Raw genomic sequence first — 25,232 nt, forward strand, 5'->3', positions numbered from 1 at the left:
CATCCAAACCTACGAACAGCGCTATCTGCAGCAGCGGCTCAAGGGCGTGCAACGGCAAGCCAAACAACTGGGGCTGACGGTGTTCTCGCTCTCCCTGACCCACGCGCTCCATACTCAAACCCAGGAGGTTCATGGATAGGCTCACTTCAAACGAAGAAAGTTAGAGCCTCGTCACCTCGGCTCCTACGCTAACAGGGAACAGGGCGCTTGCGGAGCAGATGATTCTCTCGCGGGCACATTACTCGCCCTTAAGGTAACTGATCAAATCCGCCATGTCCTGCCGACTCATGGCTTTTTCCAGTTCCTGCGGCATCAGCGAAAGCGACGAAGATGAAATGCTGACGATGTTGCCACGTGAAATGGTTTCTTCCACACCCAACGCCTGGCGCAGCGTGACGTTGTTGGCGGATTCGGATGCGATCAATCCGGAAATGGTCCGGCCATCTATCGTCTCGACGGTGTAATTGGCGAAGCCGGGCATGATTTCGTACTCGGGCACGATGATGTGCAACAGCATCGCCTCCTTTGGCTGGCTGCGGATGCCGAACAGGTCCGGCCCAACTGGCACGCCTTCCTGATCCAAGCGGTGGCAGGAGGCGCAAGTCTTCAGAAACACCGCGCGACCATTCTTCGGGTCGGGCTTGAGCGCCAATACCGATTTGTAGTCCTCATAAACTTTCATCCGATCGCCGCTTTGAAGACTCTTGAACAGTTCGGCAGCGCGCTGGCGGACGGCTTCGTCGCGATCCTGAGTCAATTGCTTGCGTCGTGCGGAATCCATCGCGCCCATCGGCATCGCCTTGGTTTCCAACGCGGTGAGCAGGGGAGGATGAAATTGCGGCTTGGCAATGAGCGAAGAGAGGACGGCTTCACGCACGGCGGGCGTGTAACTGTTCCAGCGTTCGCGTTCGAGCAAGGCCGACGCCAAGGCCGGATCGCTCATCTGGCCGAGTGATCGCACCGCCGCAATCTGCAATTCATTTGGGCTGGGCAAGCCGACGAGTTTGAGCAGGGTTGCGCCGGCGATGGAGTAATCGGCTTGTCCCAGCAATCCAACGGCCGCCAGTCGGAGTGTGAGCGGTTGTTGCGCGTCGGACGCGATTTTCAGCGAGCGATCGGTCAACTTAGCGACAAAGGTGCGGGCTGAATCCGTTGCAGGCGAATTTGTGGCCAACAAACTCGCGAGCGCCGAGCGGTCGGTGCCGCCGATTCCCCGACCGCGCAAGCCCTGCGCCATCCCGGAAGCAAAAGTTAGCTGGTCTGAGATCGGCAGCACGTCGGCAGCGGCTCCCACTTCACTCAATTGTGTGATTAAATTCTCAGGCGATTGACCGTCGCCCAACATGCGTCCCAGTTCTTCCCACAAGTCGGCCATGCCTTCGTCAGTTGCATGGAGCGACAGCACGGCCCGCAAAAAAACAGTTGGCCAACGACCCACGGAACTGAGCACAGCGGCGCGCGCCCAACGATCCTGCGTGTCGCGGACGGCGATCTTCGCCAGCGCCGGAACAATGCGCGCGTCATCCATGTCGCCGAGAGTCAAAGCGCATTGAAACCGCACACGAGTGTCAGGATCGTCCGCCAGCGCGATAAGCCGCGGAGTCCACTGCGGGGAGTTTTTCAACCGCGGCTCGGCCAGTTGAATGGCGTTTTCGCGGACGCCGGGATTTGAATCAACGAGTGCGCACAGGATTTGTTCATCGCCCAATGCACCCAAGCCGTCCAGCGTTCGCAGCGCATGGAGTCTGGCGACGGCGCTTCGTGCGTTCTTTGGCATCGGTTTCAGAAGAGGCACCGCCACCTTGTCTTGTCGTTCGATGAGTAATCGTTGCGCGGTCTCGCGCCACCAGGAATTGGGATTGTTCAATTCGTTGCACAGAGTCCTGGCTGATGCATTCGTGAGGTTTGGAATGCGCGGTTTGCTCTTTTGGTTCACGGCAACCACGCGGTAGATGCGGCCCATACCTTTGCCGCTGTCGAAATCGGTGTGCTTGCGAACGTCGCCGGGAAGGTACTGCGGGTGCTCGATGGTTTTGCGATGCATGTCGCAGATGTAAAGCGCCCCATCGGGTGCGTTGGCGAGGTTGACGGGGCGAAACCAGTTGTCGGTGGACGCGAGAAATTCGACGCCCTCACGAACACGTCGAGCTTTGAACGTTGCGCCTGTCGGCACTAATCGGTCGTAATGGACGAGGTTGCCCGTGGGATCGCACGAAAAGGCGCAGCCGCGGTACTCCTCCGGCAGCGCGGTGCCGCGATAGATGGCCACACCACACGCCGCAGTGAATGTTCCAGCGTGTGAATCCGCAGTCGTGAGGTTCCGGCTGATGGGATAAATTCTGGCCGCTGCGCCGTGCCCTTTCAGCGGTTCCGGCAACATGCTTTCGGGAAGATTCTGGACGGTGTCGGCGAAAGCCCGGTGCGGATTGCGTTGCAGGTAACGCGAGGGCAACACAACTTGCTGCACTTGTACGCGGTTCATGCAGATGAAGCGATGGCCGAAGTCATCAAACGTCAATCCGAACTGCGCTTTGCCGTCTGCTGCTTCGAACTCGTCGGTGTCCGGTCGAAAACGGAAGTCCGTTTTTGTTTCCACCGGTGGATGATTGAGATAACCGGGTGAAGTGATTTTTCCGCCGATGAGTCCGCTGGTGACGTAAACCCAGTTGTCAATCGCGAGTGTGGGATGACTGACTCGAAGCTGGGTGGTGCTGCCAGTAATGAAACCAGTGAGCACAACATTACGAATATCTGCACGACCGTCGCCATCTATGTCTTTGAAATAAAGAATGTCTGGCGCGCAGGTGACGAACACGCCGCCGCGCCAGGGCATCACGCCGTTGGGAAAAGTGAGGTTGTCGGCAAAGACGGTGCGTTTGTCGTAGCGTCCATCGCCGTTCGTGTCTTCGAGCACGGCCACGATTCCGACGGGAGGTTTGCCTTCACCAGGTCCGGTTGGATAACCTCGGTTCTCTGCGACAAACATCCGCCCTCGTTCATCGAAAGCGATGGCGACGGGATCCACCACCAGCGGTTCGGCAGCCACCAACTCAACTCGCAAGCCTGGCTCCAGCCGAAAGGAAGCCAACGCTTGTTGTGGAGTCAGCGGGCCGTCCGAGCCTTTAGCTCCTGCGGTTTGAGGTTCGGCCGCACTGAGTTGGAAGACCCCGAAAACAACCCAACAAAGAGAAGGGAACTTGTTCATGATGCGTCTCGGAAATCAACTGGAAGGGTAGTGAGATCCTTTGCCGCGAAGCAATGGAACGCGCCACAACCGCAAGCAAAGGAGCGCGGACAGCCTTGTCCGCGCCAACAGCATTGCTTGAATGGAAGACGCGGACAAGGCTGTCCGCGCTCCTGAAGAATCCTCGCGGCACGCGAAGATTCTGATGGATAGCAATGGGTATTCGTACTCAATTCTTAGGTCGCAATGTTGCCACGTCTGGTTCCAGTCGCAGGCCGTGTTTGTCCCGCACGACGCCGAGCTTTTTATCGATGGCCACCTCCACCGGGTCAGCGCCTTTTTGTTTTTGCCGTTTGCGGAATTCGTGGCGCAGCCACCAGTAGCCGGAGTTCCAGGAATAAAGAATATGCCCATGCGGTTTGCCGGTGACGGTGCTGATGGATTCGTTGAAGGCGGGCACGAAGGCGAGTTCCTTTTCGATGCGCCAGATCAGGTGTTGGTCCACTTCCTCCGACGGCATCCCGTGCAATCCAGCGACAAGGTAATTGGCGGCGTCGCAAAGAAACCAGGAGCCGCCAGCGCAATAAACACCGTTGTTCCCCGGCAGCAAGTCACCATTGGGCTGGGAGATGATGCGCATGCCGTAAGGCGATTGAATGCGGAGGGTGGTGCGCAGATGACCCAGCACCTGCTCGTCGGTCAGGAGCTTTCGACCGAACACCGCGAAGGTCAGCGCCTCACCATACAGCGTATCCTGGCCAAGCACATCCTGCCGCTTGAGGCTGGTCGGCATGTATTGTCCTTTGCTGTTGTACATGCTGCGGTAACCGGCCACCGCCCGCTCAACGTCCGCTGGACTGACCGCGAGACCCAGTTCTCTGGCGGCCAGCAAGGCGCCACAATGGAATCCCTGATTGCTCGCCGGAGCATCGTCGTCATCATAACGTTCCTGATCCATGTAAGTTTTGAAACCGTTCGTCAGAACAGTGCCGGATAATTGCGGAGGATAATAAATGCCGTTCGTCTCGTGTTTCTTGATATACTCATAGGAAAAACGCACCAGTTCATCGTTGATTCTTCCACCGGCCCGTTTGGCCAGGGCCGCCCATATCAAATAATACTGGGCGTTATCTTCATAATTGATTCGGTTCGCAAAAACGCTGCGAAATGCTTCCGTCATTTTCTCCGGGTCGGCCAATCCTTGCGCCATGTAAAAACCGTCGGTGACCCATTGCTTCCATCCGTAACCGATGCCTGAAATAAAAATGTAACGGCCTTCGTTGCGCATCAAATTGCGCCGACAAAGCAGATAAGAAGTGTTGCGAAGAATGGCTTCGAGCGCCGAATGATTCCAACCTTTGGCGTTGGCCAGCGCGAGGTGTGCCGCCAGTTGAACATCATATTGCGACTCCGCCCGGTCGGCAAACAACCAGGTCTCGTAACTCTTGGTTTCACCCGCCGCCAGCGATTGCCAACCGTCCATCTGGTATCGGTAAATGTCCGTCGCGTCTTTGATCATCAATGGATGTGGCTCGCGGCCATCGCCGTTCAAGACCGCCAGCTTCTTTCCAGGCGGGTCGATCAACACGAGACATCGGTTTTCCCAGTGCGCCGGGGTATCGGCCAGGACGCCGAAGACCCGGCCGGCCTCCTGAATCGCCGCCACTGGAAAGGTCTGTCCTTTTGGGCCGCCACTCGGCTCCGCCAGAGTGTCGTACAACGCTCGCGCGGTTTCGCGATCGGTAAATGAAAAGTATTTTCCGGCGACCGTTGGGAAGAAATCAAACGACGCGGCAAACTGCTGCGGTTGCGCGGTGGTGACGGTCAGAGTCCGCTTTATCAGCGAAGGATTGACGCGCTCGATCCGCAGACGGAGTGTCAGTGAACCAATGTTCGCCGGGCCGAGTTCAAGTTTATTGCCCCGCTCCTTTTTGTCCCGGAACTCGACCGGCTTGAACGGTTCACCGGGGAGTCTCAGTGTGATTCCCGCGGGTTCTGCCGGTGACGCGCAACCTGCGAGTTGCTGCCCCGACCAATATTCGACTCCCCAAACGCCGTTGGTCTTGACCAGTTGCGGGTGTAATTCAATGCGTTGGCCATTCGCCAATTGGGTGATGAAACATAACCACCCCGCGATGGTCACGATGGGAATACAGTAATGGCCAGGTGTGAGTTTCATTTCGTGATTTGATTTAAATTGGATCGGGCCGCATTGGTCGCACGATTCTTTGCCAATGAAACCTGGCCGGACTTCGCAGGAATCATGGCCATTCTGGAATACAACGCCGCCGCTTCATTTGATTTGTTTGCTTGGAACAACGCGTCAGCTTTCTTCATCACTTCGGGTGCAGATTCGATCCCATCGAACCTTCGCACCGTTTCACGCGCGCGTTTGATTTCTTCGTTATTGAGGCCGATGCCCGTCGTGCCCGAGGCCATCAGATTCGTGGTGTCCTGACGGTGGGGGAGACTCAAGGCGTGTCCCAGTTCGTGCGAAGTCACGCGCGGTAACGGTTCATCGATGCCGCCCTCCACTTTTCGCAATGACGCGGTGTCCTTCACAAAAATGGCCTCGGGAAAGTAAATGCCGTTCATCGACATTTCTTTCAGGTAGTAAATGTGCAACACATTAGTCGCCATCGATCCTTGCGGACGCAATCCCAGCAGCGCGTAGCGGTCGGCTTGGCTGCCGTGCTGCGTGTAGAGTTCCGGCTGGTTCGCTTCGTCTCCCACCAGCGATTCCAGATAAAAATGCAAACCGGCCTGCGCCCACACGCCATTAATCTTTGTCAAAATGCGCGTGATGTCTTTTTCGGTAAGTGTCGTTTGAAGCGCGGGCGAATCTTTGGCGGACAACAGATGGACGCGCAACGGCACCAGCAGAAAATCGTTGAAGGAGAATCCGTTTGTCGCCGTCTGTCCAAAACCAGGGTGAGCAAGTGACAGCACACCGGCGGCAAGCACGACCGCTTTCGGCAACAATTCGAGACGATCCATCCGGTTACTTGGTCACTTCAATTTTCCAGGCCGATGCGCGCGGGCCGCCAGTTGGCCCACATCGAACCCCAGCCAGGCCGGGCGCCGGTGATCGGCCACACCGCTCCGCCGGCGGCGTTCATGACGTAAAGTTGCCTCGTGCCCGACCGGTTGGAGCCGAACACCAGCCATTTGCCGTCCGAGGAAACTTTCGGATGATAGTTCAGATGGCCTGTGCTCGTTTGGGTCAACTGTTCAATCTTCCTGTCTAATGACACGCGCATCAACTCAACCGAATCCTTCACCTGCGCCGAGTAATAAATCCATTTTCCGTCCGGCGACCAGATGGGCACATCGCTGCTGCCGCCGTGAAAATCCGGCACGTCGAGGAATGTCACGACACCACGATAGCCTTGGCGATCGGCCAACTTGTGCAGAAGCCGGCCGTCACGCCGCACAACGTGAGGATGACAGTTGTAATGCTCGCCGGCCACGAACATCAGCCGCTGGCCATCGGGCGACCACTGTGGGGCAAAGTTGAACGGCTGCCCAGTCTCGACTTTTATGGCATCCGAACCGTCAGCCTTGGCGATGTAAATCTGATAACTCTTGTGATAGACGATCTGTGTTCCGTCGGGCGAGGCATTGAAGCCGTAGGCGAACTCTTTGGAATTCACCGTGAGGTCTTTCTTGTGACGCCCGTCCAAGTCCATGCTGAACGGATGCGAATCTTTGCCAATGATCGCTTGAAAACCGAGTCGCTTGGGGTTTTTCGGCCAGAAGAACAAACCAGTGTTGTAAAAACTCGCGCGCTCGACGGCCGTGACGTTGGTGAGTTCGCCGCTTGCCCAATCCAGGAGGAACATGTCGTATAGCCAGCCATCCGGCGTGAAACGGAATTCCTTGTGCTCCTCTTCCCACGCTGCATTCTCAGGACTTTCCCAACCGCTGCCGATGATCACCTGCTGACCGTCCGGCGACCAGCCCGCGAATTGCGTCCAGGTGTTCGATTTGCGAACCAGTTGTTCCGCCAACAGGCGATGTCCCGTGCCGTCCGCGCGGACCACCCAGGCACGCATCGTGATCTCGTTCGCGTGTCGTCCACCCGGCAGGTTCGTGCGAAACTCCGTGAAGCCGATCAAATCGCGTGGACGTTTGACTGACGTAGCGGCCCGGAGCGCATTGCCGGGCAACGCCGAGGAAACAACCGCGCCGCTGATGCCCAGCCCGGCGCGGTACAAAAAAGTGCGCCGGGACAAAGCGCGGGCAGCGCAATTGGCAGGTCGAGTTTGATTTTTCATAGGCTGTTGGCTTCCGAGAATATTCCCGCCGCTCGACAGGAGCAAACAATTTGATAGAACCAGCGGAAGTCAGGACGCATCTCGACACTCCCGACGGAGCGCGGCTGTGTCGAAGACCAGCCGCAGCAGTTTTGCAACGAGTGGCCGTTGGTATAGACCTGATGCCGCCCTGTCGATGTGCTGCGGCTGGTCGAGGACGACACAGCCGCGCTCCGATCCGGTTGCGCTCCGGGGCAGTGCGCGGATGCGCTGTGCGACGCGGGCCTTGGGTGACTGAAGCAACGCATGTCGAATAACTTTGATGTAATTGTCGTTGGGCTGGGTGCGATGGGCAGTGCCGCGGCTTGCCATCTCGCCAAGCGCGGCAAAAAGATCCTTGGCTTGGACCGATTCACCCCGCCACACGCATTCGGCTCGTCGCACGGCCAGACGCGGATCATTCGTGAAGCCTACTTCGAACATCCGCTTTACGTGCCGTTGATCCAACGCGCTTACGAGTTGTGGGCGGAACTGGAACGGCAGGCTGGACGTCCGTTATTTCTTCAAACCGGAGGACTGATGATCGGACAACCAGACGGCGTGCTTGTGCGCGGTGCCAAACGAAGCGCCGAGGAACATCATCTTCAACACGAAATGCTGACCGCGCATGAAGTGCGCCTTCGATTTCCTGTGCTGACGCCGTCCGACGACATGGTCGCCGTGTGGGAGGCGCGCGCCGGAATTCTCTTTCCGGAGGCGTGCATCGAAGTGCATCTGGCGGCAGCGCGGACTCGTGGCGCTCGGCTGCATTTCGCGGAACAAGTCTTGCGCTGGGACGCGTGCTCCAGCGGGGTTAACGTAAGAACCAGCCGGGGCGAATATCAAGCCGAGCGATTGATTTTGACGGCTGGGAGTTGGATCAACTCATTGTTGCCGGATCTGAAGTTGCCGTTCTCCGTGGAACGTCAGGTCCTCTTCTGGTTTGAGCCGCGCACGCAAGCTGCCGCATTCCATCCTGATCGATGCCCGATCCACATCTGGGAACATGAACCGGGGGAATTCTTTTACGGCTTCCCGGATCTGGGAAATGGCGTGAAGGTTGCCCGCCATCACCAAGGCGAGCGAGCCGACCCTGACAAAATTCGCCGCGAAGTGGACGCTGTTGAAATCGAATCCATGCAAGCAGTCGTGCGCCGCTTCTTGCCGTCCGCCACCGGGCCGCTGCGATCCAGCGCCGTTTGCATGTACACCGACACGCCGGATGAACATTTCTTCATCGATGCGCATCCGGCTTTTCCGCAGGTCACCATCGCCAGCCCGTGTTCCGGTCACGGTTTCAAGTTCTCGTGCGTCATCGGCGAAATTCTTGCCGATCATATTCTCGGCGATAAATCGCGTTTTGACTTGAGCCTGTTCCGAAACCGCTTCTCGTAATCCACGCGCTCGACAGTATCGAACAATGCGGAGTAACATTTGCCCGTGCAAACTGTTGAACCAACAACCGTCTCGCGCCGGCAAATCGATGAACTCATCGCCATCGTCGGGAAAGATGACGTCATTCACGGGGATCAGGAGCTTCGCGTCTATGAATGTGACGCCTACACGCTGGAGAAAAATCTGCCCAATGTCGTCGTGTTGCCCCGCACAACCGATGAAGTCGCAGCCATCGTCAAGCTGTGCGCCCAAAATAATCTACCCATCATTCCGCGCGGGGCGGGCACGAGCTTGAGCGGCGCGGTTTTGGCCGTGACCGGCGGCGTGATGATTGCATTGACGCGGATGAACAAGATTGTCTCGGTGGATTATCGCAATCGCCGCGCGCTTGTCGAAGCGGGTTGCGTCAATGCCTGGATTACCAACGCGGTCAAATCGCGAGGTCTGCTTTACGCGCCCGACCCTTCCTCGCAGCCGGCTTGCACCATCGGCGGCAACGTGGCGACCAACTCCGGCGGGCCGCACACGCTGAAATACGGCGTCACTACCAACCACATCCTCGGTTTGGAGATGGTTTTGCCCGACGGCGAAGTTGTCTGGCTCGGCGCCACCCCTGACGGCGGTGAAGAGGTGGACGGTTACGATTTGCGCGGGGCGGTCATCGGCTGCGAAGGGATGTTCGGCATTGTCACGCGCGTTCTCGTGCGGCTCATTCGTGCGCCGCAAGCTTACAAAACGATGCTCGGTATTTTCGAAAGCGTCGATGAGGCCAGCCAGACGGTCAGCGACATCATCGGCGCGGGGATTGTTCCTGGCGCGCTGGAGATGATGGATCAACTCATCACGCAAGCCGTCGAAGCGGCGTATCATTTCGGTTTTCCGCTGGATGCTGGCGCGGTGTTAATTATCGAACTCGATGGACTGGCAGCGGGCCTCGAGGCTCAGGCGGAGCGCGTCATGGACATCTGCAAAAAGAATCATGCTCGCGAAGTTCGCGTTGCCAAAACGGATCAGGAACGCGCCGACCTGTGGAAGTGTCGCAAGCGCGCGTTCGGTGCCATCGGCCGGCTCAGTCCGAATTTCCTGACGCAGGACGGTGTGGTGCCGCGTTCGAAGTTGCCGGAGATCATGCGCTTCATCCGCGCGTGCAGCGAGAAATACGGTTTGCGCATTCCAAATGTTTTTCACGCGGGCGACGGCAACATTCATCCGCTGATTCTTTACGATGAACGCGATCCGGCGCAGGTTCGGCGCGCGCTTCAAGCGGGACATGACATCCTGACCAAGTGCGTTGAACTAGGTGGCAGCGTGACTGGCGAACACGGGATTGGCGTCGAGAAGATTGATTTCATGGAGCAGCAGTTCACGAAAGATGATCTCGACGCCATGCGCGCATTGCGTCGCGTCTTCGATCCGGAGAACCGCTGCAATCCGCACAAGATGTTCCCCGGCTCGAAACGTTGTGGTGATTTCGCACCGAGGAAGCAAATCGCGGCGTGAAGCAACCAGTATCGGATTGCGATGCTCCCAAACCGTTCACGCTCTCCCGGCCAGCGCGGGATAACGCCGGTTTTGAGGTTTTGAAAAAATCCAGGGCTGAAACTTGACAAATGCGACGACATTTGAGAGAAGTCCGGTTTTCTACCCGGGGAAAAACTTTATGAGAGGTGTGTTATCCTTGTCGGCTCATTCTTATTTGAGACCTGACATTCAAATCAAATCGGGTTCGGCAAGCAATAGTAGAAGCGCCAAGGCGCGGATTCTGGTCGTCGAAGACGATCCGGCGACGAACCAGTATATTTGCGAAGCTCTGGCCAGGGATTACCGGACCGAGAGCGCGTTTGACGGCCGGGAAGCGTTGGCCAAGGCGACCCACGTGCATCCGGATTTAATCGTCACTGACGAGATCATGCCGAAAATGAGCGGTGGACGGTTGGTCCACGCGATTCGCGACCGACCGGAGTTGGATCTGGTGCCCATCATCATTCTTTCGGCCAAGACCGATGATGAACTGCGGGTGCGTCTGTTGCGTGAGGGCGCCCAAGACTACATCATGAAACCATTCTCGGCCGAGGAGTTGTGCGCCAGAGTAACCAACCTCGTCGCCTTGAAACGGGTCCGCGAGGAGCTTGTGGGCCAAAATGAGAGTCTGAAACGGTTGACGACGGACTTGAAGGCCGCCAACAAAGACTTGGAGGCGTTCAGCTATTCGGTTTCGCATGATTTGCGCGCCCCGCTGCGGCGCATCGAGAATTATTCCTCGCTGCTGGAGAGCGACTACAAGGTGGCGCTGGATGGCGCAGGGAAAAAATTAGTGGACTCGATCCGCAACCAAGCTGGGCGCATGGACCGGCTGATTGACGATCTGCTAAATTTCGCGCGTTTGGGGCGGCGGCCGATGCAATCGAAAGCCGTGGACATGACCCGGCTGGCGCGGACCGTTTTCCAGGAACTCGCCAGTGTTTCGAAACCATCGCCGCGTCTGGAACTACGACCGCTGCCGCATGCACGGGCGGATGAATCCTTGGTTCGACAGGTGGTGACCAATCTCCTTTCCAACGCCATCAAATTCAGCCGGCATCGCGAAGTGTCCTGGATCGAGGTCGGCGGGCAGACCGAAGGCGGCCACAACACGTACTACGTGAAGGATAACGGCGCCGGTTTTGACGAGAGGCACCTGGACAAACTGTTCGGAGTGTTTCAACGCCTGCATCCCGAGTCCGAATTCGAAGGGACCGGGGTCGGGCTGGCCCTCGTGCAGCGCATTATTCAGCGGCACGGGGGACGCATCTGGGCCAGGGCCAAAGTGAACGAAGGCGCGACGTTCCATTTCACGCTGCCGGCGTGGTCGGAAGCAAATTGAACTGGGGCACGGCGCTGCCGTCGGAAGGCTGCGATCCTGTTGCCGGGACCGCAGCCGCTCAGACCGGGAAGATAACGGGGATGGCTTGACGCCCTCCCGTCGTTTTCCGCTGGCGCGTCAAATTCTCCGCTTCATAATCACGCCCGCGTGATGCATCAGCCAACCAATGTTCAGCAACTGACCGCGTGGCTCGCCGGCGCTCAGGCGCGCGGTGAGAAAATGTCACCGGTCGATTTGCGCGCGCTCAGCAGGGTCATTGAGTACACGCCGGAGGACATGACGGTGACGGTGGAGGCCGGCATCACGCTGGCGGGGTTGCAAGCCCAACTGGCGCAGCGCGGCCAGTGGTTGCCGATGGACCCACCCAATCCTCAAAACACGACGATCAGCGATATCCTGAACGCGAACCTGAGCGGGCCGCGGCGATTTGGTTACGGAACGATTCGCGATCATCTCCTTGGAATCAAAGTTGCGCTGGCGGGTGGGCGCGTCATCAAGTCTGGCGGCAAGGTGGTCAAGAATGTTGCGGGTTATGATTTGCAAAAACTGTTCATTGGGAGTCGCGGCAGTCTCGGTGTCATTGTGGAAGCGACGTTCAAGTTGCGACCGTTGCCCGAGGTCGAACAATTCGTTCAGGCGCGCCGCGAGTCGTTGGATCAAGCAAGTAAGTTGATTGAAACCGTCATGGCATCTGAACTGACTCCGGTGGTGTTCGACTTGCACAAACTCTCAACTCTCAACCCGCAACCCGCAACCATCCTGGGCTTTGCTGGCACGCGAGAGGAAGTCGAGTGGCAACTGGTCAAGGCGCGTGAACTGGGTTTCGGTGAACCGGCAACGCTTGATTACGAAAAGAGTTTTTGGGCCGAACCATCACCGGCAAATCGACTTTCCGTCCTGCCTTCGCGAACGGTTGAAGCGATTCGCGGACTTGGCAAGGTTGCGGTGGTGGCTCGCGCCGGCAATGGAGTGATTTGTTATCGCGGCGGAACGCCCCCGCCAATGGCTGAGCTGCCAACCAAGCTCCTGGCTCGGATAAAAGACGCTTACGACCCGAAACATATATTCCCTGACTTTCCGACATGAACGCGTCAGCGAATAATCCGCCGCTTCACGTCGGCGGCTACGAACGGTTTCTCGACTATGACAAGTCGCTGGCCTGCATTCATTGCGGGCTTTGTCTCTCAGCCTGTCCCACGTACCTCGAAACAGGAAATGAAAATGATTCGCCCCGTGGGCGCATTTACCTCATGCGCGCCGTGCAGGATGGACGCATGGCCCTCAACCAATCGGTGGTGCGTCACATCGATCTCTGTCTTGGCTGCCGGGCCTGTGAGGTGGCGTGCCCCAGTGGCGTTCAATACGGTGAACTGCTGGAAGCGACGCGCGAGCACATCGAGAAGAAACATCGAAGATCCTTTTTCCAACAATTCTTACGGCGGGTGGCGATTGAACAGATCTTTCCGTTCCCGCGAAGAACCAAACTGGCACTGCTGCCGGCGAAATTGATTCAGTCATTGCGCTTGGAGAGTCTGTTACCGAAATTCGTGCGCGATGCTGTGGCTCTGGTGCCGCACAATACGAGGGAGGTGAAGTTGACGGAACTTTCGCCCGCGACCAGTGAGCCGAAACGCGGCCGCGTTGGTTTCATCAGCGGTTGCGTCATGAGCGTCATGTTCGGCAAAACCAACGCGGCAAGTCTCCGGTTGCTCAATCAACGAGGTTACGATGTCGTCACGCCGGCAGCGCAGGTTTGTTGCGGCGCGCTATACGCTCACAGCGGCAACTTGAATCGCGCGCGCGAGTGCGCCCGCACGAACATCGACATTTTTGAAAAGTTGAATCTCGACGCCATCATCATCAACGCCGCGGGCTGCGGCTCGACGCTCAAGGAATACGGACATCTCCTGCACGACGATCCAAAGTGGGCGGAGCGCGGAATGGAATTCAGCGCCAAAGTGAAGGATTTGGCCGAATGGATTGCGAACGCTCCTCAGCTCTCAACTCTCCACTCTCCACTCTCAACTGTTCCCGTCACGTACCACGACGCGTGTCACCTCGCGCATGCGCAGCGGATCACGAAGCCGCCGCGCGAACTGGTCCGAGCCGTCGCCGGGAAGAATCTTATTGAGCTGGCGGAATCGGATGTCTGTTGTGGCAGCGCGGGAAGTTACAATCTGACGGAGCCGGAGATGGCGGAACGTTTGCAGAAGCGAAAGATCGACAACATCCTGAAAACCGGCGCACAGATTGTGGTGACCACGAATCCGGGTTGCATCCTTCAGATTCAGGCCGGCCTGCGTAAAGCCGGCGCGTCACAAATCCAAGTGATGCACATCGCGGATTATTTGGCCGCGGCGGAGTAACTGGAAATCCAGTGTGGCAAAGTCAACTCTTGACCTTGTCCTTTTTCCACGCCAGCGCTGGAAGGAAAACACGCAGAAGGTTTTTGGTGGTGGCAGGGAGACTGGGATTCAATTGCCACCCAAAGCCGGTTTCAACCACGGTGTGCCGGACCAAAACCACTGCGAAGACTTCATCGCCTGGATGTGGCCGTCCACAAACGAAATATTGCTGCGCCCGGCGTGACGCAGGTGCGGACCGCCCCAGTTCGGGTCGTCGCTGGTGACACAGCCGGTGCAGGGTGCATCGTTGGCCGGATCATGCACGATCCAGCAGCCGGATTTTTCGACGGACTTGACGGTGACGCATTTCAACGGGTCGGTCGTATTGATCGGGCGCGTCCCGCCGTCGGTCATATAGACAACGCTCGCGGGCTTTCGCACCACGGTGTCTTTGAGTTGCAGCCAGATTTCAGCGGGCCAGACCCCCGGCCAATCACAACCGCCGAGCGAGAAATTGGCTTCGTAGTTGGAGATGGCGCGGTCGGCGACGTCGCTGGGATAATTTTGCAGAAGCTCTTTGAATTTCGGCGACTTGCTGGGACACAGGAGCAAGTTGGTCGTTCCGGTGTAAGGTTGCAAAAAGTTGAACCACGCTTTCCGTTCGACGTTATTACCGCGTACCCAAAACGTGAAACAAAACTTGCCACTGTTGTCGCCCGAGTAGAGTGCGGCTGCAGTTCCCATTTGCCGCAGCATGTTGACGCAGCTAATGGATTTGGCTTTTTCCTTGGCGGTTGCCAGCGCCGGCAGCAGCAACCCGGCAAGAATCGCAATGATGGCAATAACGACCAATAGCTCAATCAAGGTGAAGGCGTTCCTGGGTTTCATGCGGGGTCTTGGGAGGGAAGCTAAGAATTGGCTTAGTTATGGTCAACACTATTAAGTTGATTCTAGTTCGGATTAACCACCGATCAGATGAAACTAATCGGTAGGTCACGCGGCACGTAAACCTTACAACAGTGGGCGAAAAGATAACGCGAGTTTTTTTCCCAGCTCGGACCGTAGGCATTTGTAAATGCTGCAAGCTCGACTGCCTCATTGAGCTTGCAATTCCAGAGGCAATTTCCGTTTGGAAGAAACTCCACTTTACCTGTAGCAACCATCGTATCGTGTTCGTTTAACGTGAAGACAATCGGGTTATCTAATAGCTCGGAAGGGAATTCTACGAAAACGTCAATCTTGCCATACCTCTCCACAAAGAAGGTCGCCACGCGCTGATCAAGTCGGGCGAAATTATGTTCCGTAATTAGTTGTTGAAGCTCTCTACGAGACAGTTGTCTTAGTTCCCCACGACCAAGGCGAACAAACCAGATTCTGCGCAGCAGAAGTTCAAACTAATGAAAAATGTTGTTCATACAGACGAAGGCTAAGTCTTCAATCAAACATCTTTCCCGGATTCAAGATTCCATTCGGGTCGAGCGCTCGACGCAGTTCGCGCATCACGCGCATTTGGGCATCGCCCGCGAACTTCGGGAGAAAATCTTTTTTTGCCAGGCCGATGCCATGTTCGCCGGTGATCGTGCCGCCGAGGCGGATGGCTTCGTCGAAGATTTCCTTGAACGCTTCCTCGACGCGGTGCATCTCGTCCTTGTTGCGTTCGTCGGTCAGGAAGGTTGGATGCAAGTTGCCGTCGCCCATGTGACCAAATGTGCCGATGCGAAGTTTGTATTTCTTCGCCGTGGCTTCGACGAAGCGAATCATCTTCGCCAGTTCGCTGCGCGGCACGGTGGCGTCTTCGAGGATCGTCGTCGGCGCGACGCGGGCCAGTGCGGAGAACGCCGAGCGGCGGGCGCTGGCGAGCTTCGTGGCCTCGGCTTCATCTTTCGCCACGCGGACTTCGAGCGCGCCATTCTTGCGAGCGATCTCTTCCATTTGCGCGGCCTCTTCAGCAACGACGGCGGGATGGCCATCGGTTTCCATGAGCAACAACGCTTCGCAATCCAGCGGCAGACCGATCTTCGCATAATCCTCGACGCAATGAATCGTCATGCGGTCCAGAAACTCCAGTGTGCAGGGGATGATTTGGGCGGCGATGATGGCAGAGACGGTTTCAGCGGCCTGATCCATTTGCGCGAAAGTCGCCACCATGGTTTTCTTGGCCTGCGGTTTGGGAATCAGGCGCAACAAAACTTTGGTGATGATGCCAAGCGTTCCTTCCGACCCGATGAACACGTCTTTCAGCGAATAACCCGCAACATCTTTCACGCACTTGTTGCCCAGCCACATCACTTCGCCGTTGGGCAACACGACTTCCATTCCCATGATGTAATTGCGCGTGACGCCGTACTTCAAACCGCGCAAGCCGCCGGAATTTTCCGCAACGTTGCCGCCGATGGTGGAAATTTTCATCGATCCGGGATCAGGAGGATAAAACAAATTCGCGGCTGCTGCCGCGTCAGCGATTGCCAGCGTCGTTACGCCCGGCTCGACGAGCATCGTCAGATTCGCCCGGTCGAGTTCGAGGATTTTGTCCATTTTGACTGTGCAAAGGACGATGCAGTTGTCGCTCGGCACACTGCCGCCGCTTAGTCCGGTGCCCGAACCGCGCGTGACGACAGCACTCTTGATTTCATTGGCGAGCTTCAGAACCGCGGCGACGTGTTCCGCCGTTTGGGCGAAGACCACGCAACCTGGCATGTGCTGCATCGCGGCCGTGCCGTCGAAAGAATAGGGGATCAGGTCTTCTGGGGACGTGAGAACATTCTCGGGTTCAACGACTGCCCGCAATCGATTCAGGGTTGTTGTGGAGAGTGGCATAAACGGCGGCTGCATCAAAATGGTTCGTCGGTCGGGAATCAAGATTTAACGACACCGTTTCCGTTGTGCCATGCTTCCGGCGAGGTTGACAATAGGACTGTTTGTGATTTCACTACCATGAACAACAACTTTCCATCGGAGAGAAGCCGGCGCTGGTTTGGCATGCAACTACTGCCGTGCAATCGGAGAGGGAACATTGCAGCTCAAGTTCGAATGTATGGTAGAAGAGAACAGTTTCCACGAGGAAAACACCATGAAGAGCAAATCCATTTTGGCGATGATTAGCTTGGCGACGTTGCTTGAGATTGGTTTCGGCCTTGGAGCGCAAGGGCAGGTACAACAACTCACGACGAATGCGACATCAGAAACATGGGGCATTCGCCACAGCACCACCAGTCGCGGCAAAATGCTCTGGGTGGATGCTGACGGCACTGTTGTGCTGTACGATGGGGCGATCACCAACGCGCTGCAACTTAAAGGCATATTGGGTTCGGTGGATGACATCGTTTTTGCGTTGGGCAGCGGTAGCGCACCAGGCTCGGTCATCGCGGTTTGGCGACGCGGGACCGACAGTGGCTGGGTGTCGCTTGATGGCGCCGCCCCCGTGTCAGTCACCGCCACCAACCCGATTGATGTAAATCAACCGCTGAACGCCGAGGGCGTGGCAGTGGGCGACGGCAGCATTTTCATGGTGCTGCAGGCCTTCGCCAGCGCCCAGACGGTGAAGCACGTTTTCCGCGTTGATCCAGCAAGCGGTTTTGCGACGAACCTGACGGGCAACGCACCGGTCCCAGGGGCCGAGGGCAGGCTCAGCACCGGCAATGGGCAGGCGGCGTGGCCGTTTTTCGACAATACCAACGGAATCGCCAAACTCCATTTCTACGATCGTGCGTTTTTGCGAGTGATCGACACCAACATCGTCGGCAACCCGCATCTGGCGCAGGGCCGCGTGGTTTATGTCAAGGCAGTTGGGGGCGTGAACCAGATTTTTCTTTACGATAGCACGCAGACCAATCCGGCACCCGTCCAGTTGACGTCGGATGGCACTGGCACGAATTCATTCCCGCGTACTGATGGCTTTCACCTGGCTTGGTTGCGGAACGGGGCCGGAGCAACGAATCAGGAGATCATTTTGTATGGCGGGCTGGCACTGACGACGCCCGACACACTCGTCTCCAACCAGCTTGCGGAATTTCGCGAGCAACCGTTTCAACTCCAGTACGGTCAGCTTTTGTGGAAAGACATCAACGGAAGGCTCCTCTACGCAGTGGATGGGCATCCGGCTCCGGCGCCGCTATCACCGGCCGCTACGTTCGGCGGCAATAACTGTTGCCGTGCCTGGTTGGGGGATGGCTACATTGGATGGATTGGATTGAGTGAAGACGGTGGAGCTGACAGTGAAGTATTCCGCTCCACCGGCACGCCGCCGCAGACCGGGTTTCAGCTTTCTGCACCGCTGGTGGTGATTGCCACGCCCGGCATTGGGCAGGCGACCGTGCAGTGGGACAACGTGCTGGGCGCGACATCGTACAATGTCTATATGGCGCCGGACCCGAGGTTAACGAAGGACAATTATCCTTCGATGCCCGGAGGCCGCAGGTTCCCGGATGTCACCAGCCCGTTCATCGTCACGGGCTTGACGAACCACGCTTATTTTTTTGTGGTCACGGCGGTCTTCGGTGACGTTGAAAGTCCCGGCTCGACACAGGCCGCAGCCATGTTGTGGAACACCGTCGGCGGTTTGACCAACGCCGCACTCTACTCCGTGACCACAGGTTTCACGAACGGCCCCGTCGCGTACGCGGCGGGAAAAACGAATGTCTATAAGAGCAGCGACAGTGGCAATAATTGGAATTCCCTGGCTGGAGGCATAGCGGGCCTCGATGTGCGGGCCGTGGCGGCAGACGGGCCGCGGGTTTACGCGGCGACGCGCGACTTTTTTGGCGGGTCTCCTTCGCAAATCTGGCAGAGCACAAACGCCGGGAGTTCGTGGCTTGCCATCGTGCCGGACGGCGGCGCGATCGGTGAATTGAACAAGTCTCTGGTGATTGACCCGGTGGTTCCTTCCACAGCTTATGCGGGAGACTTTCGGTTGCCGACCATGGTTGAGCCGGACGATTCGTTCCTGATCAAGTCAACCAACTCCGGGGCGAGTTGGTTTCATTTGCCGGATCCCACCGATCCTTTGGGCGCGGAAATTCGCGCCTACGCGATTGCCATTAATCCCTCCAACCACACAACGCTTTATGTCGGTGGCAGCGGCACACCGAATCTCGTGAAGAGCACCGACGGCGGAACCACCTGGACGAATGTGTCACCCGGACCGGGATTCGTTTACGCCGTGGGCATCGACCCCTTCCAAACCGCGACGATTTACGCTGGCGGCGTGGATTTTTCACAGGTGTCGCCGGGAATTCATAAGAGCACGAACGCCGGTGCGACCTGGACGCTCAAGAATTCCGGGCTTCCCGTGCCACTGCCACAGGTCAGGAGCATGCTCGTTGATCCAATCGCTCCCGGGTATATCCACCTCGGCACAGATGCTGGCTACTACTTCTCTTCGGACGGAGGCGAGCATTGGATCGCGGGCAGCGGCGGATTGGACAGCTCCCAGGCGCGCTACATCTACGCGCTGTCCTTGACGGAAACGCGTCGGCTGATCGCCGCGACCGCGGGTGGTCTCTACTTGCTGGACATTTCCCCGTTCAACCTCGTCGCGCCGAATTTGCAGGTGACGCGCTTGGGCAGTGACGTGGTGCTTTCCTGGAGCGTAACCGCCAGCGATTTCATTCTTGAAATGACTGGCGAGCTTTCCAATTCGAGCGTCTGGACTGTGGTAACCAACGTGCCTTCGACTAGCAATGGGATAATGACGGTTACAAACAGCACGCTGGGAGCAAAGAAGTTTTATCGCCTGCGAAAACCTTGACCCATCGCAAAACATTCGAATCGATAGGAACTCTTGCCGTTCATTTCAGTCTCCGAGAGTCTGCCGTTTCAGTCCTCGTCACGCCCTGGGTCGGACATTCCAGGCGAATGCGAGCAGGCCGGCCGCCGCGGCTGTGCAGGCCAGTGTCGCGTAGAGCGCATAATCCCAGTTGTAGTGTTGCGCGATCCAGCCCAACCCCTTGCCTTGCGCCACCCGGCCAACGTAGCCGAACAACCCGACAAATCCCGCCGCCGTGCCCACCGCTTTCTTCGAAGTCAGATCAAGGGACATCACGCCCACCATCATTACCGGCACGTAAACGAAGAAACCCACCAGGGTCAACAGGGACAAATCCAGCCACAACATTCCGGGCGGCGTCCAAATGAGTCCCGCGAACGCGCCCATGGCGGGCACCAAACACACCGCGCTGACCATCCCGCGCCGGCCCTCCAACCGGTCCGAAAGCCAGCCCATCGACAACATGCCGGCCGCGCCAGCGAATTCGATGAGGAGCGTGCTGTAGCCGCCGATGATAAGCGTCGCGCCCTTCTTCTCCTTGAGATAGGTCGGCCCCCAATCCAGCATGCTGTAGCGCGCCACATACACGAAGAAGTTCGCGATTGCGATCAGCCACAGGTATTTGTTGGTGAGGATGTATTTCACAAAGAGTTCTTTGAAGCTGAGTTCCTGCTCGTGCGTTTCGATCTCCTCGGGCGGATACTCATTTTTGTATTCCTCGATCGAAGGCAAGCCGACGGATTGCGGGGTGTCGCGCATCCGCCAGAACAGATACACCGACGCGATCGACGCGATGATGCCCGGCACGAAAAACGCCGAGGGCCAGCCAAACTCCCGCGCGCTATAGGCGGCGACGACGCCCACCAGGCCACCTCCCAAATTATGCGACATGTTCCATACGCCGAAGATCGTCCCGCGCTCCCGGTACGTGTACCAGTGTCCCAAACCGCGGGCGCACGGTCCGTAACCCATGCCTTGGATCAACCCGTTCAGCGTCCACAGCCCAAGGTGCGCCCAATAATTTGTAGCCGCGCCGAACAGAAAATTCACCAACGCGGTCATCAAGAGACCGACCGCGATGAATTTGCGCGGGTTGCTGTGGTCGGATAGGTAGCCCATCAGCAACTTGCCGACGCCGTACGCGATGGCAGTGACGGCCAGGATGTCGCCGATCATCGACTTGTCGTAATTCAACGCCTGCCCCATTTCCTTGGACACGACGCCAAGGTTGTTGCGCACCACGTAAAATGTGGCGTAACCGATGAAGGCAGACTCGAAGATCCGCCAGCGATAACGAGGGTAAAGCTGATCGACCTCCGCCGGCGGTAACCGCGGAATGTGCGGGGCGGGCTTGAACCAGTCCAGGATTTGTCGTGCCATTCGGCGTCTTCCTTTCGTTAAGCCGTCGCCGAGGCCACGCGCTCCGAAGCTCGATGCCCGGCGGCACGGTAACGATTTAATTCCGCTTCCCGTTCCTCGCGTGACCAGCCGAGGCTTTCGCCCATCCAATCAGCAACCTGCTCCGCCTTCTGATCGGCAACATGATAGTAATGATGCCAGTTGGCGCGGCGCACCATCACATCGTCCAGATGGACTGCCCACTCGTTTGCGCAGAAATGCTCCACGACGTGGCGATTGAATTCCGGCGGCAATATTCCGCTGAGGCCGGTCGTTTCGGCCGGCGGTAGCAATGGTTCTACCGCAGTTCGGCAAGGCTCGAATCGTCCGCCGAGTCTTTTGGCGATGCGATCCACCGTCTGCTCGGCCATCAGGCGGTAAGTTGTCAGTTTGCCGCCCGCCACATCCCACCAGAACGGTTCGGGATTGTTAATTTCGTGCGTGCGCGAAATATCCGACGGTTTGCCGCCGGGATCGGCGAGGAGGGGCCGCAAACCTGCCCACGTACTGATGACGTCGCTCCCGGACAATCCCGCCGTCGGGAAAAATTCTCCCACGATACGGAGCAGGTATTGAATATCATCCGGTTCGGTCCGGACGGCTTCGACCGGGCCGCGATAATCCGTGTCGGTCGTTCCAATGATGACACGTTCGCCCCAGGGGATCAAAAAAAGAATCCGCTTTCCCTCGGTCATGACCATGGCATCCGTCACCGGCAGCCGACCGCGATCAACGACCAGATGAATCCCTTTCGTCAGCCGCAGTTTGATGTGGCTGTGGGGCAGGCCGTCGGCCCACGGGCCGGTTGCATTGACGACGGCACGGGCGCGAACAGTGTAGGCGCCGACGTAAGGAGGCGGGCTGTTCTGCTCCTCACTCAAGTCCGCCTCCTTACGTCGGCGGCTACGAGAGGTAGCGTTCAATTCTTCACTCAATTCACACTCCCAAATTCCAGATGAATAGCGGGCGTTCGCGAAGCGAACGTAATTGAGCACGATCGCGCCAGCCTTCGCCGCGGAACGAAGGGTGTCGAGCACCAATCGGGCGTCGTTCGTAAAACCGTCGAAGTATCGCACGGCGCCGGTCAGCCCTTGATCGTTCAACATGGGCACGTGGTTAAGAACTTCGCTGCGACTCAGCCCGCGTGATCGACCGAGATTGCGTCCGCCGCAAAGCAGGTCGTAAATCTTCACGCCGATGCGCAACTGCCATAGCGGCCAAGCGGTGCCGCAATAGGTCGGAAAAACAAAGGCCAGTGGCTCGGTCAAATGCGGGGCGATGCGGCGGAGAATTCCTTTTTCCACGCTGGCCTGGCGCACCAGCCCCAGTCGTCCTTGTGCCAGATAGCGCAACCCACCGTGCAACAACCGGCTGGATCGGCTGCTGGTGCCAAAGGCAAAATCATGCTGCTCGACCAACCCAACCCGCAGTCCGCGCATCGCCGCATCGCGCGCCACACCCGCGCCGACGATTCCTCCTCCAATGATGAGCAAGTCCAATGGGTCGGTGTTCAGCGACTGAATGGAGCGGCGCCTCGGAGAAGCCTCAAACGATTTCACATCTTTACAGCCTCCTGCCTGGCTTCTCGCAAGAGCGCGCCGAATTCAGCCAGTCCCTTGACGACCAGATCCGGCGGCGGAGAGAATTCGGAGGCATCCACGGCGGTGGCTTCGCCGGTGAGCACGAGCACCCCCAAGGCGCCCGCCCGATGCGCCATGGTGATGTCCGTGTAAAGCCGGTCGCCCACCACCGCAAGTTGATTTGCCTTCAAGCCATGCTGATTCAGGATGCCGCGGAGCATGGCGGGGTCCGGTTTGCCCAACACGGCGGCCGGAGCGCAGCCAGTTGCGCGTTCCAGCGCGGCACAGATGGAACCGCAATCCAGCAGCACGTTCGGTTCATCAGTTGGGCAGACGCGGTCTGGATTCGTGGCGAAGTAGGGCTTGCCGTGTTTGATCCACCACGCCGCGCGGCAGAGACGCGCATATGTCAGGGTGTTGTCAAACCCGACCACCACGGCGTCCGGTTCATCGCCGGGGCTGTCGGCAGTGAGGACAAATCCCGCCGTGCTCATCTCCCGGCTCATGCTGGACGTGCCGAGCACAAACAAGCGACGCACGCGGGGTTGCGATTCCAGCAGAAACTCAATCGTTGACCGGGTGGAGGTGTAGAGCTGGCCCTCCGTGGTGACAATGCCCATGCGCTGAAGGTGGGCGAGGTAGTCGGTTATGCTTTTGGACGGATTATTGGTCAGGAACGTGTACCCGATACCCAGCGCTTTGAGGAGTGAGAGGAAAGGGGCAGTCGATTGAAACAACGTGCCGCCGTTGTAGATCGTACCATCCATGTCGAGCGCGACATGGCGGAGGTTCCGTAGCTGTTTGTGCATGTTGAATTTCATTACGCCTCGCAAGTTCCCGCACGGGCGAGTCCTCGCGGCGCTTTCAAATTTCTGATTCTCAAAAAGCAATAGACATCTGTCGCCGGTTTGGCCCTCTGAAAAAGACACGGCAGACTGCCAAACGGTCAACTCTCCACCCGCGAGCAAGTTTGCTTCCTGTCAATGAAGCTCCGGCGTGTTCGCTCGGTTCATTATCATATTCATTAGGACACTGCCACCGGCATTCAGAGCGTTAACGCACCAAGCAGCAACTGTCAACGATCCAGACGATGACCGATCGTTTTATCTTCTGAATCCTCTCAAATCTCTTGCCGCATGCGCTTGGTGTTAGTGGTCAAGTTAAACGCATGAACTGTTGCAACTTTTCCACGCGGTTCGCCTTGGCTCATTCGCTGAACACAAATGCGTCAGAATCTGTCTGCACACAGGGCCGCGACTAACGACCGGTCATCCGACTCGGCCGCCGGCGTACTAGCATAACTTTTACGGGGCTGCGATTGGTGAAACCTGACCAGTGAACCGCATCGCCCCGGCACCGCTCTCATCAGTTTCCGTGGCGGGTCGCGTGCTCCTGCATCCAGGCCACGTCCACATTGCCCGGGTCCGGCGTGGGATAAGGTCTGACCTGTCCCTTAAGCGGCATCTGCAAAACAAATTTGCTCTTCCACTTCTTTAATTCCGAATGACCGTCGGCAAACGAAAGTCCGCCGGAACCACCGTGATAACTGGCCGGACTGTCCACCAATTCGACCGGCGAGTTCGGGTAGCCATCCATGCTCACGACGAAGAAGCCATCGTTGATGCTGTCTTCGCGTTCGTCAAGAAAGACAAAGGTTCCAGTGGGGCCGGGGCTGAGAAAATCCGAAGATTTGCGATAGATGCGCCAGGGGCCGGTGGCGTCGGACCACTGCATTGGCAGCCCCAGCCCGCGGCCACCCACCCAATTGAGCATGGACATGGTGCGCACGCGCGGGACTCTTTGCCGCGCGGCGTTCAAGACGGTGCTCCGGTCAGCAGGACATTTGAAGAGGGCTGCATTTTTGCCGCAGTAAGGCCAAAGGATGCTGGTCTTGAGATTGACATCCGGGTTCCAGTTTTCCGGATTGCTGCTGAAATCCAACCAGCCGCCCACCCATTCATACGGACCATGCTTGGCATTCGGGAGGACTTCATTGTTGTCGTCCGCATACATGCGCCAGGCAAAGAGCAACTGGCGGTGATTGTTCATGCACTGAATGCCCTGGGCTTTCGCTTTGGCTCGCGAAAGCGCGGGCAGCAGCAGTCCGGCGAGAATCGCGATGATGGCAATGACCACCAACAGTTCGATGAGGGTGAATCCCGCGCGAATTGATTTTGGGTCAGTACTCATGGCGTTGTCTCTTTCCGACAATTTTCGAGCGTCAGCGAATTCCTTTAAACTAGAACCCCCTCAGCTTGCGCGCAACTTCGACAAGACAAATTCACCTCATGCCAGGCTGGCGCTGCGTGCGCTCAATACGACCTGTCCGAAAGCCGCCCGGCGTGATAGCTCATCCAGTGAAGGTCCTTGTCTCCGCGGGCGACCACCGTCGCCGTCACACCGTTAAA

At 57.7% G+C, this 25,232-nt stretch carries 18 protein-coding genes; 7 read left to right on the plus strand and 11 right to left on the minus strand.

What is annotated here, in order from left to right:
- On the plus strand, positions 1-139 hold a 139-nt coding region (locus tag HY298_01275), incomplete at its 5' end, for a hypothetical protein (GenBank protein ID MBI3848911.1).
- A 99-nt stretch (positions 140-238) separates the two neighbouring features.
- On the opposite strand, the gene HY298_01280 is transcribed toward HY298_01275, so the two are convergent.
- The 4 genes from HY298_01280 to HY298_01295 form a co-directional block, all read right to left on the minus strand.
- Positions 239-3,205, minus strand: a complete 2,967-nt coding sequence (locus HY298_01280; protein ID MBI3848912.1) for a HEAT repeat domain-containing protein — start codon at positions 3,203-3,205, stop codon at positions 239-241.
- Between the two features lie 208 nt (positions 3,206-3,413).
- Positions 3,414-5,363 (minus strand): hypothetical protein, encoded by a 1,950-nt coding sequence (locus HY298_01285; GenBank protein ID MBI3848913.1) that lies wholly within the window; start codon positions 5,361-5,363, stop codon positions 3,414-3,416.
- Positions 5,360-6,181 carry a hypothetical protein gene (locus tag HY298_01290; GenBank protein MBI3848914.1) on the minus strand — a complete coding sequence of 274 codons (822 nt, stop codon included), beginning with the start codon at positions 6,179-6,181 and terminating at the stop codon, positions 5,360-5,362. The genes HY298_01285 and HY298_01290 overlap by 4 nt, the downstream gene beginning before the upstream one ends.
- A 17-nt stretch (positions 6,182-6,198) precedes the next feature.
- Entirely contained in the window at positions 6,199-7,461 is a 1,263-nt protein-coding gene (locus HY298_01295) for a PD40 domain-containing protein (GenBank protein MBI3848915.1), read from the minus strand.
- 285 nt (positions 7,462-7,746) lie between these two features.
- On the opposite strand from HY298_01295, the gene solA reads away from it, so the two are divergent.
- The 5 genes from solA to HY298_01320 all read left to right on the plus strand — a co-directional run bounded on the left by solA (position 7,747) and on the right by HY298_01320 (position 14,103).
- On the plus strand, positions 7,747-8,874 hold the full coding sequence (gene solA / locus HY298_01300) for an N-methyl-L-tryptophan oxidase (protein MBI3848916.1): 1,128 nt from the start codon (positions 7,747-7,749) through the stop codon (positions 8,872-8,874).
- Between the two features lie 45 nt (positions 8,875-8,919).
- On the plus strand, positions 8,920-10,374 hold the full coding sequence (locus HY298_01305; protein MBI3848917.1) for an FAD-binding protein: 1,455 nt from the start codon (positions 8,920-8,922) through the stop codon (positions 10,372-10,374).
- Positions 10,375-10,570: 196 nt separating this feature from the next.
- On the plus strand, positions 10,571-11,737 hold the full coding sequence (locus HY298_01310; protein ID MBI3848918.1) for a response regulator: 1,167 nt from the start codon (positions 10,571-10,573) through the stop codon (positions 11,735-11,737).
- A 150-nt stretch (positions 11,738-11,887) separates the two neighbouring features.
- Positions 11,888-12,823: an FAD-binding oxidoreductase gene (locus HY298_01315; protein ID MBI3848919.1), complete on the plus strand. Its 936-nt coding sequence runs from the start codon at positions 11,888-11,890 to the stop codon at positions 12,821-12,823.
- Positions 12,820-14,103, plus strand: a complete 1,284-nt coding sequence (locus HY298_01320; GenBank protein MBI3848920.1) for a 4Fe-4S dicluster domain-containing protein — start codon at positions 12,820-12,822, stop codon at positions 14,101-14,103. The genes HY298_01315 and HY298_01320 overlap by 4 nt, the downstream gene beginning before the upstream one ends.
- A 108-nt stretch (positions 14,104-14,211) precedes the next feature.
- Here HY298_01320 and HY298_01325 read toward each other — a convergent pair whose 3' ends face one another.
- From HY298_01325 to HY298_01335, 3 genes are all read right to left on the minus strand, one after another.
- Positions 14,212-14,970: a prepilin-type N-terminal cleavage/methylation domain-containing protein gene (locus tag HY298_01325; protein MBI3848921.1), complete on the minus strand. Its 759-nt coding sequence runs from the start codon at positions 14,968-14,970 to the stop codon at positions 14,212-14,214.
- An 83-nt stretch (positions 14,971-15,053) separates the two neighbouring features.
- Positions 15,054-15,353, minus strand: a complete 300-nt coding sequence (locus tag HY298_01330; protein ID MBI3848922.1) for a hypothetical protein — start codon at positions 15,351-15,353, stop codon at positions 15,054-15,056.
- Positions 15,354-15,516: 163 nt separating this feature from the next.
- Complete coding sequence (locus HY298_01335) at positions 15,517-16,899, minus strand: FAD-binding protein (protein ID MBI3848923.1); 1,383 nt, start codon at positions 16,897-16,899, stop codon at positions 15,517-15,519.
- A gap of 253 nt (positions 16,900-17,152) precedes the next feature.
- On the opposite strand from HY298_01335, the gene HY298_01340 reads away from it, so the two are divergent.
- On the plus strand, positions 17,153-19,828 hold the full coding sequence (locus HY298_01340) for a hypothetical protein (protein MBI3848924.1): 2,676 nt from the start codon (positions 17,153-17,155) through the stop codon (positions 19,826-19,828).
- Positions 19,829-19,906: 78 nt separating this feature from the next.
- Here the strand turns inward: HY298_01340 and HY298_01345 are convergent, their stop codons facing one another.
- The 4 genes from HY298_01345 to HY298_01360 all read right to left on the minus strand — a co-directional run bounded on the left by HY298_01345 (position 19,907) and on the right by HY298_01360 (position 25,014).
- A complete protein-coding gene (locus HY298_01345; GenBank protein MBI3848925.1) occupies positions 19,907-21,226 on the minus strand; it encodes an MFS transporter in 1,320 nt (439 codons plus the stop codon).
- A 17-nt stretch (positions 21,227-21,243) separates the two neighbouring features.
- Positions 21,244-22,758, minus strand: a complete 1,515-nt coding sequence (locus HY298_01350; protein MBI3848926.1) for a glycerol-3-phosphate dehydrogenase/oxidase — start codon at positions 22,756-22,758, stop codon at positions 21,244-21,246.
- 41 nt (positions 22,759-22,799) lie between these two features.
- Positions 22,800-23,645: an HAD-IIA family hydrolase gene (locus HY298_01355; GenBank protein MBI3848927.1), complete on the minus strand. Its 846-nt coding sequence runs from the start codon at positions 23,643-23,645 to the stop codon at positions 22,800-22,802.
- A gap of 544 nt (positions 23,646-24,189) precedes the next feature.
- Positions 24,190-25,014, minus strand: a complete 825-nt coding sequence (locus HY298_01360) for a type II secretion system protein (GenBank protein MBI3848928.1) — start codon at positions 25,012-25,014, stop codon at positions 24,190-24,192.
- Positions 25,015-25,232 lie beyond the last annotated feature (218 nt).

Source organism: Verrucomicrobiota bacterium, from assembly GCA_016200005.1.
In the GTDB taxonomy this organism is placed as follows: Bacteria; Verrucomicrobiota; Verrucomicrobiia; order Limisphaerales; family PALSA-1396; genus PALSA-1396.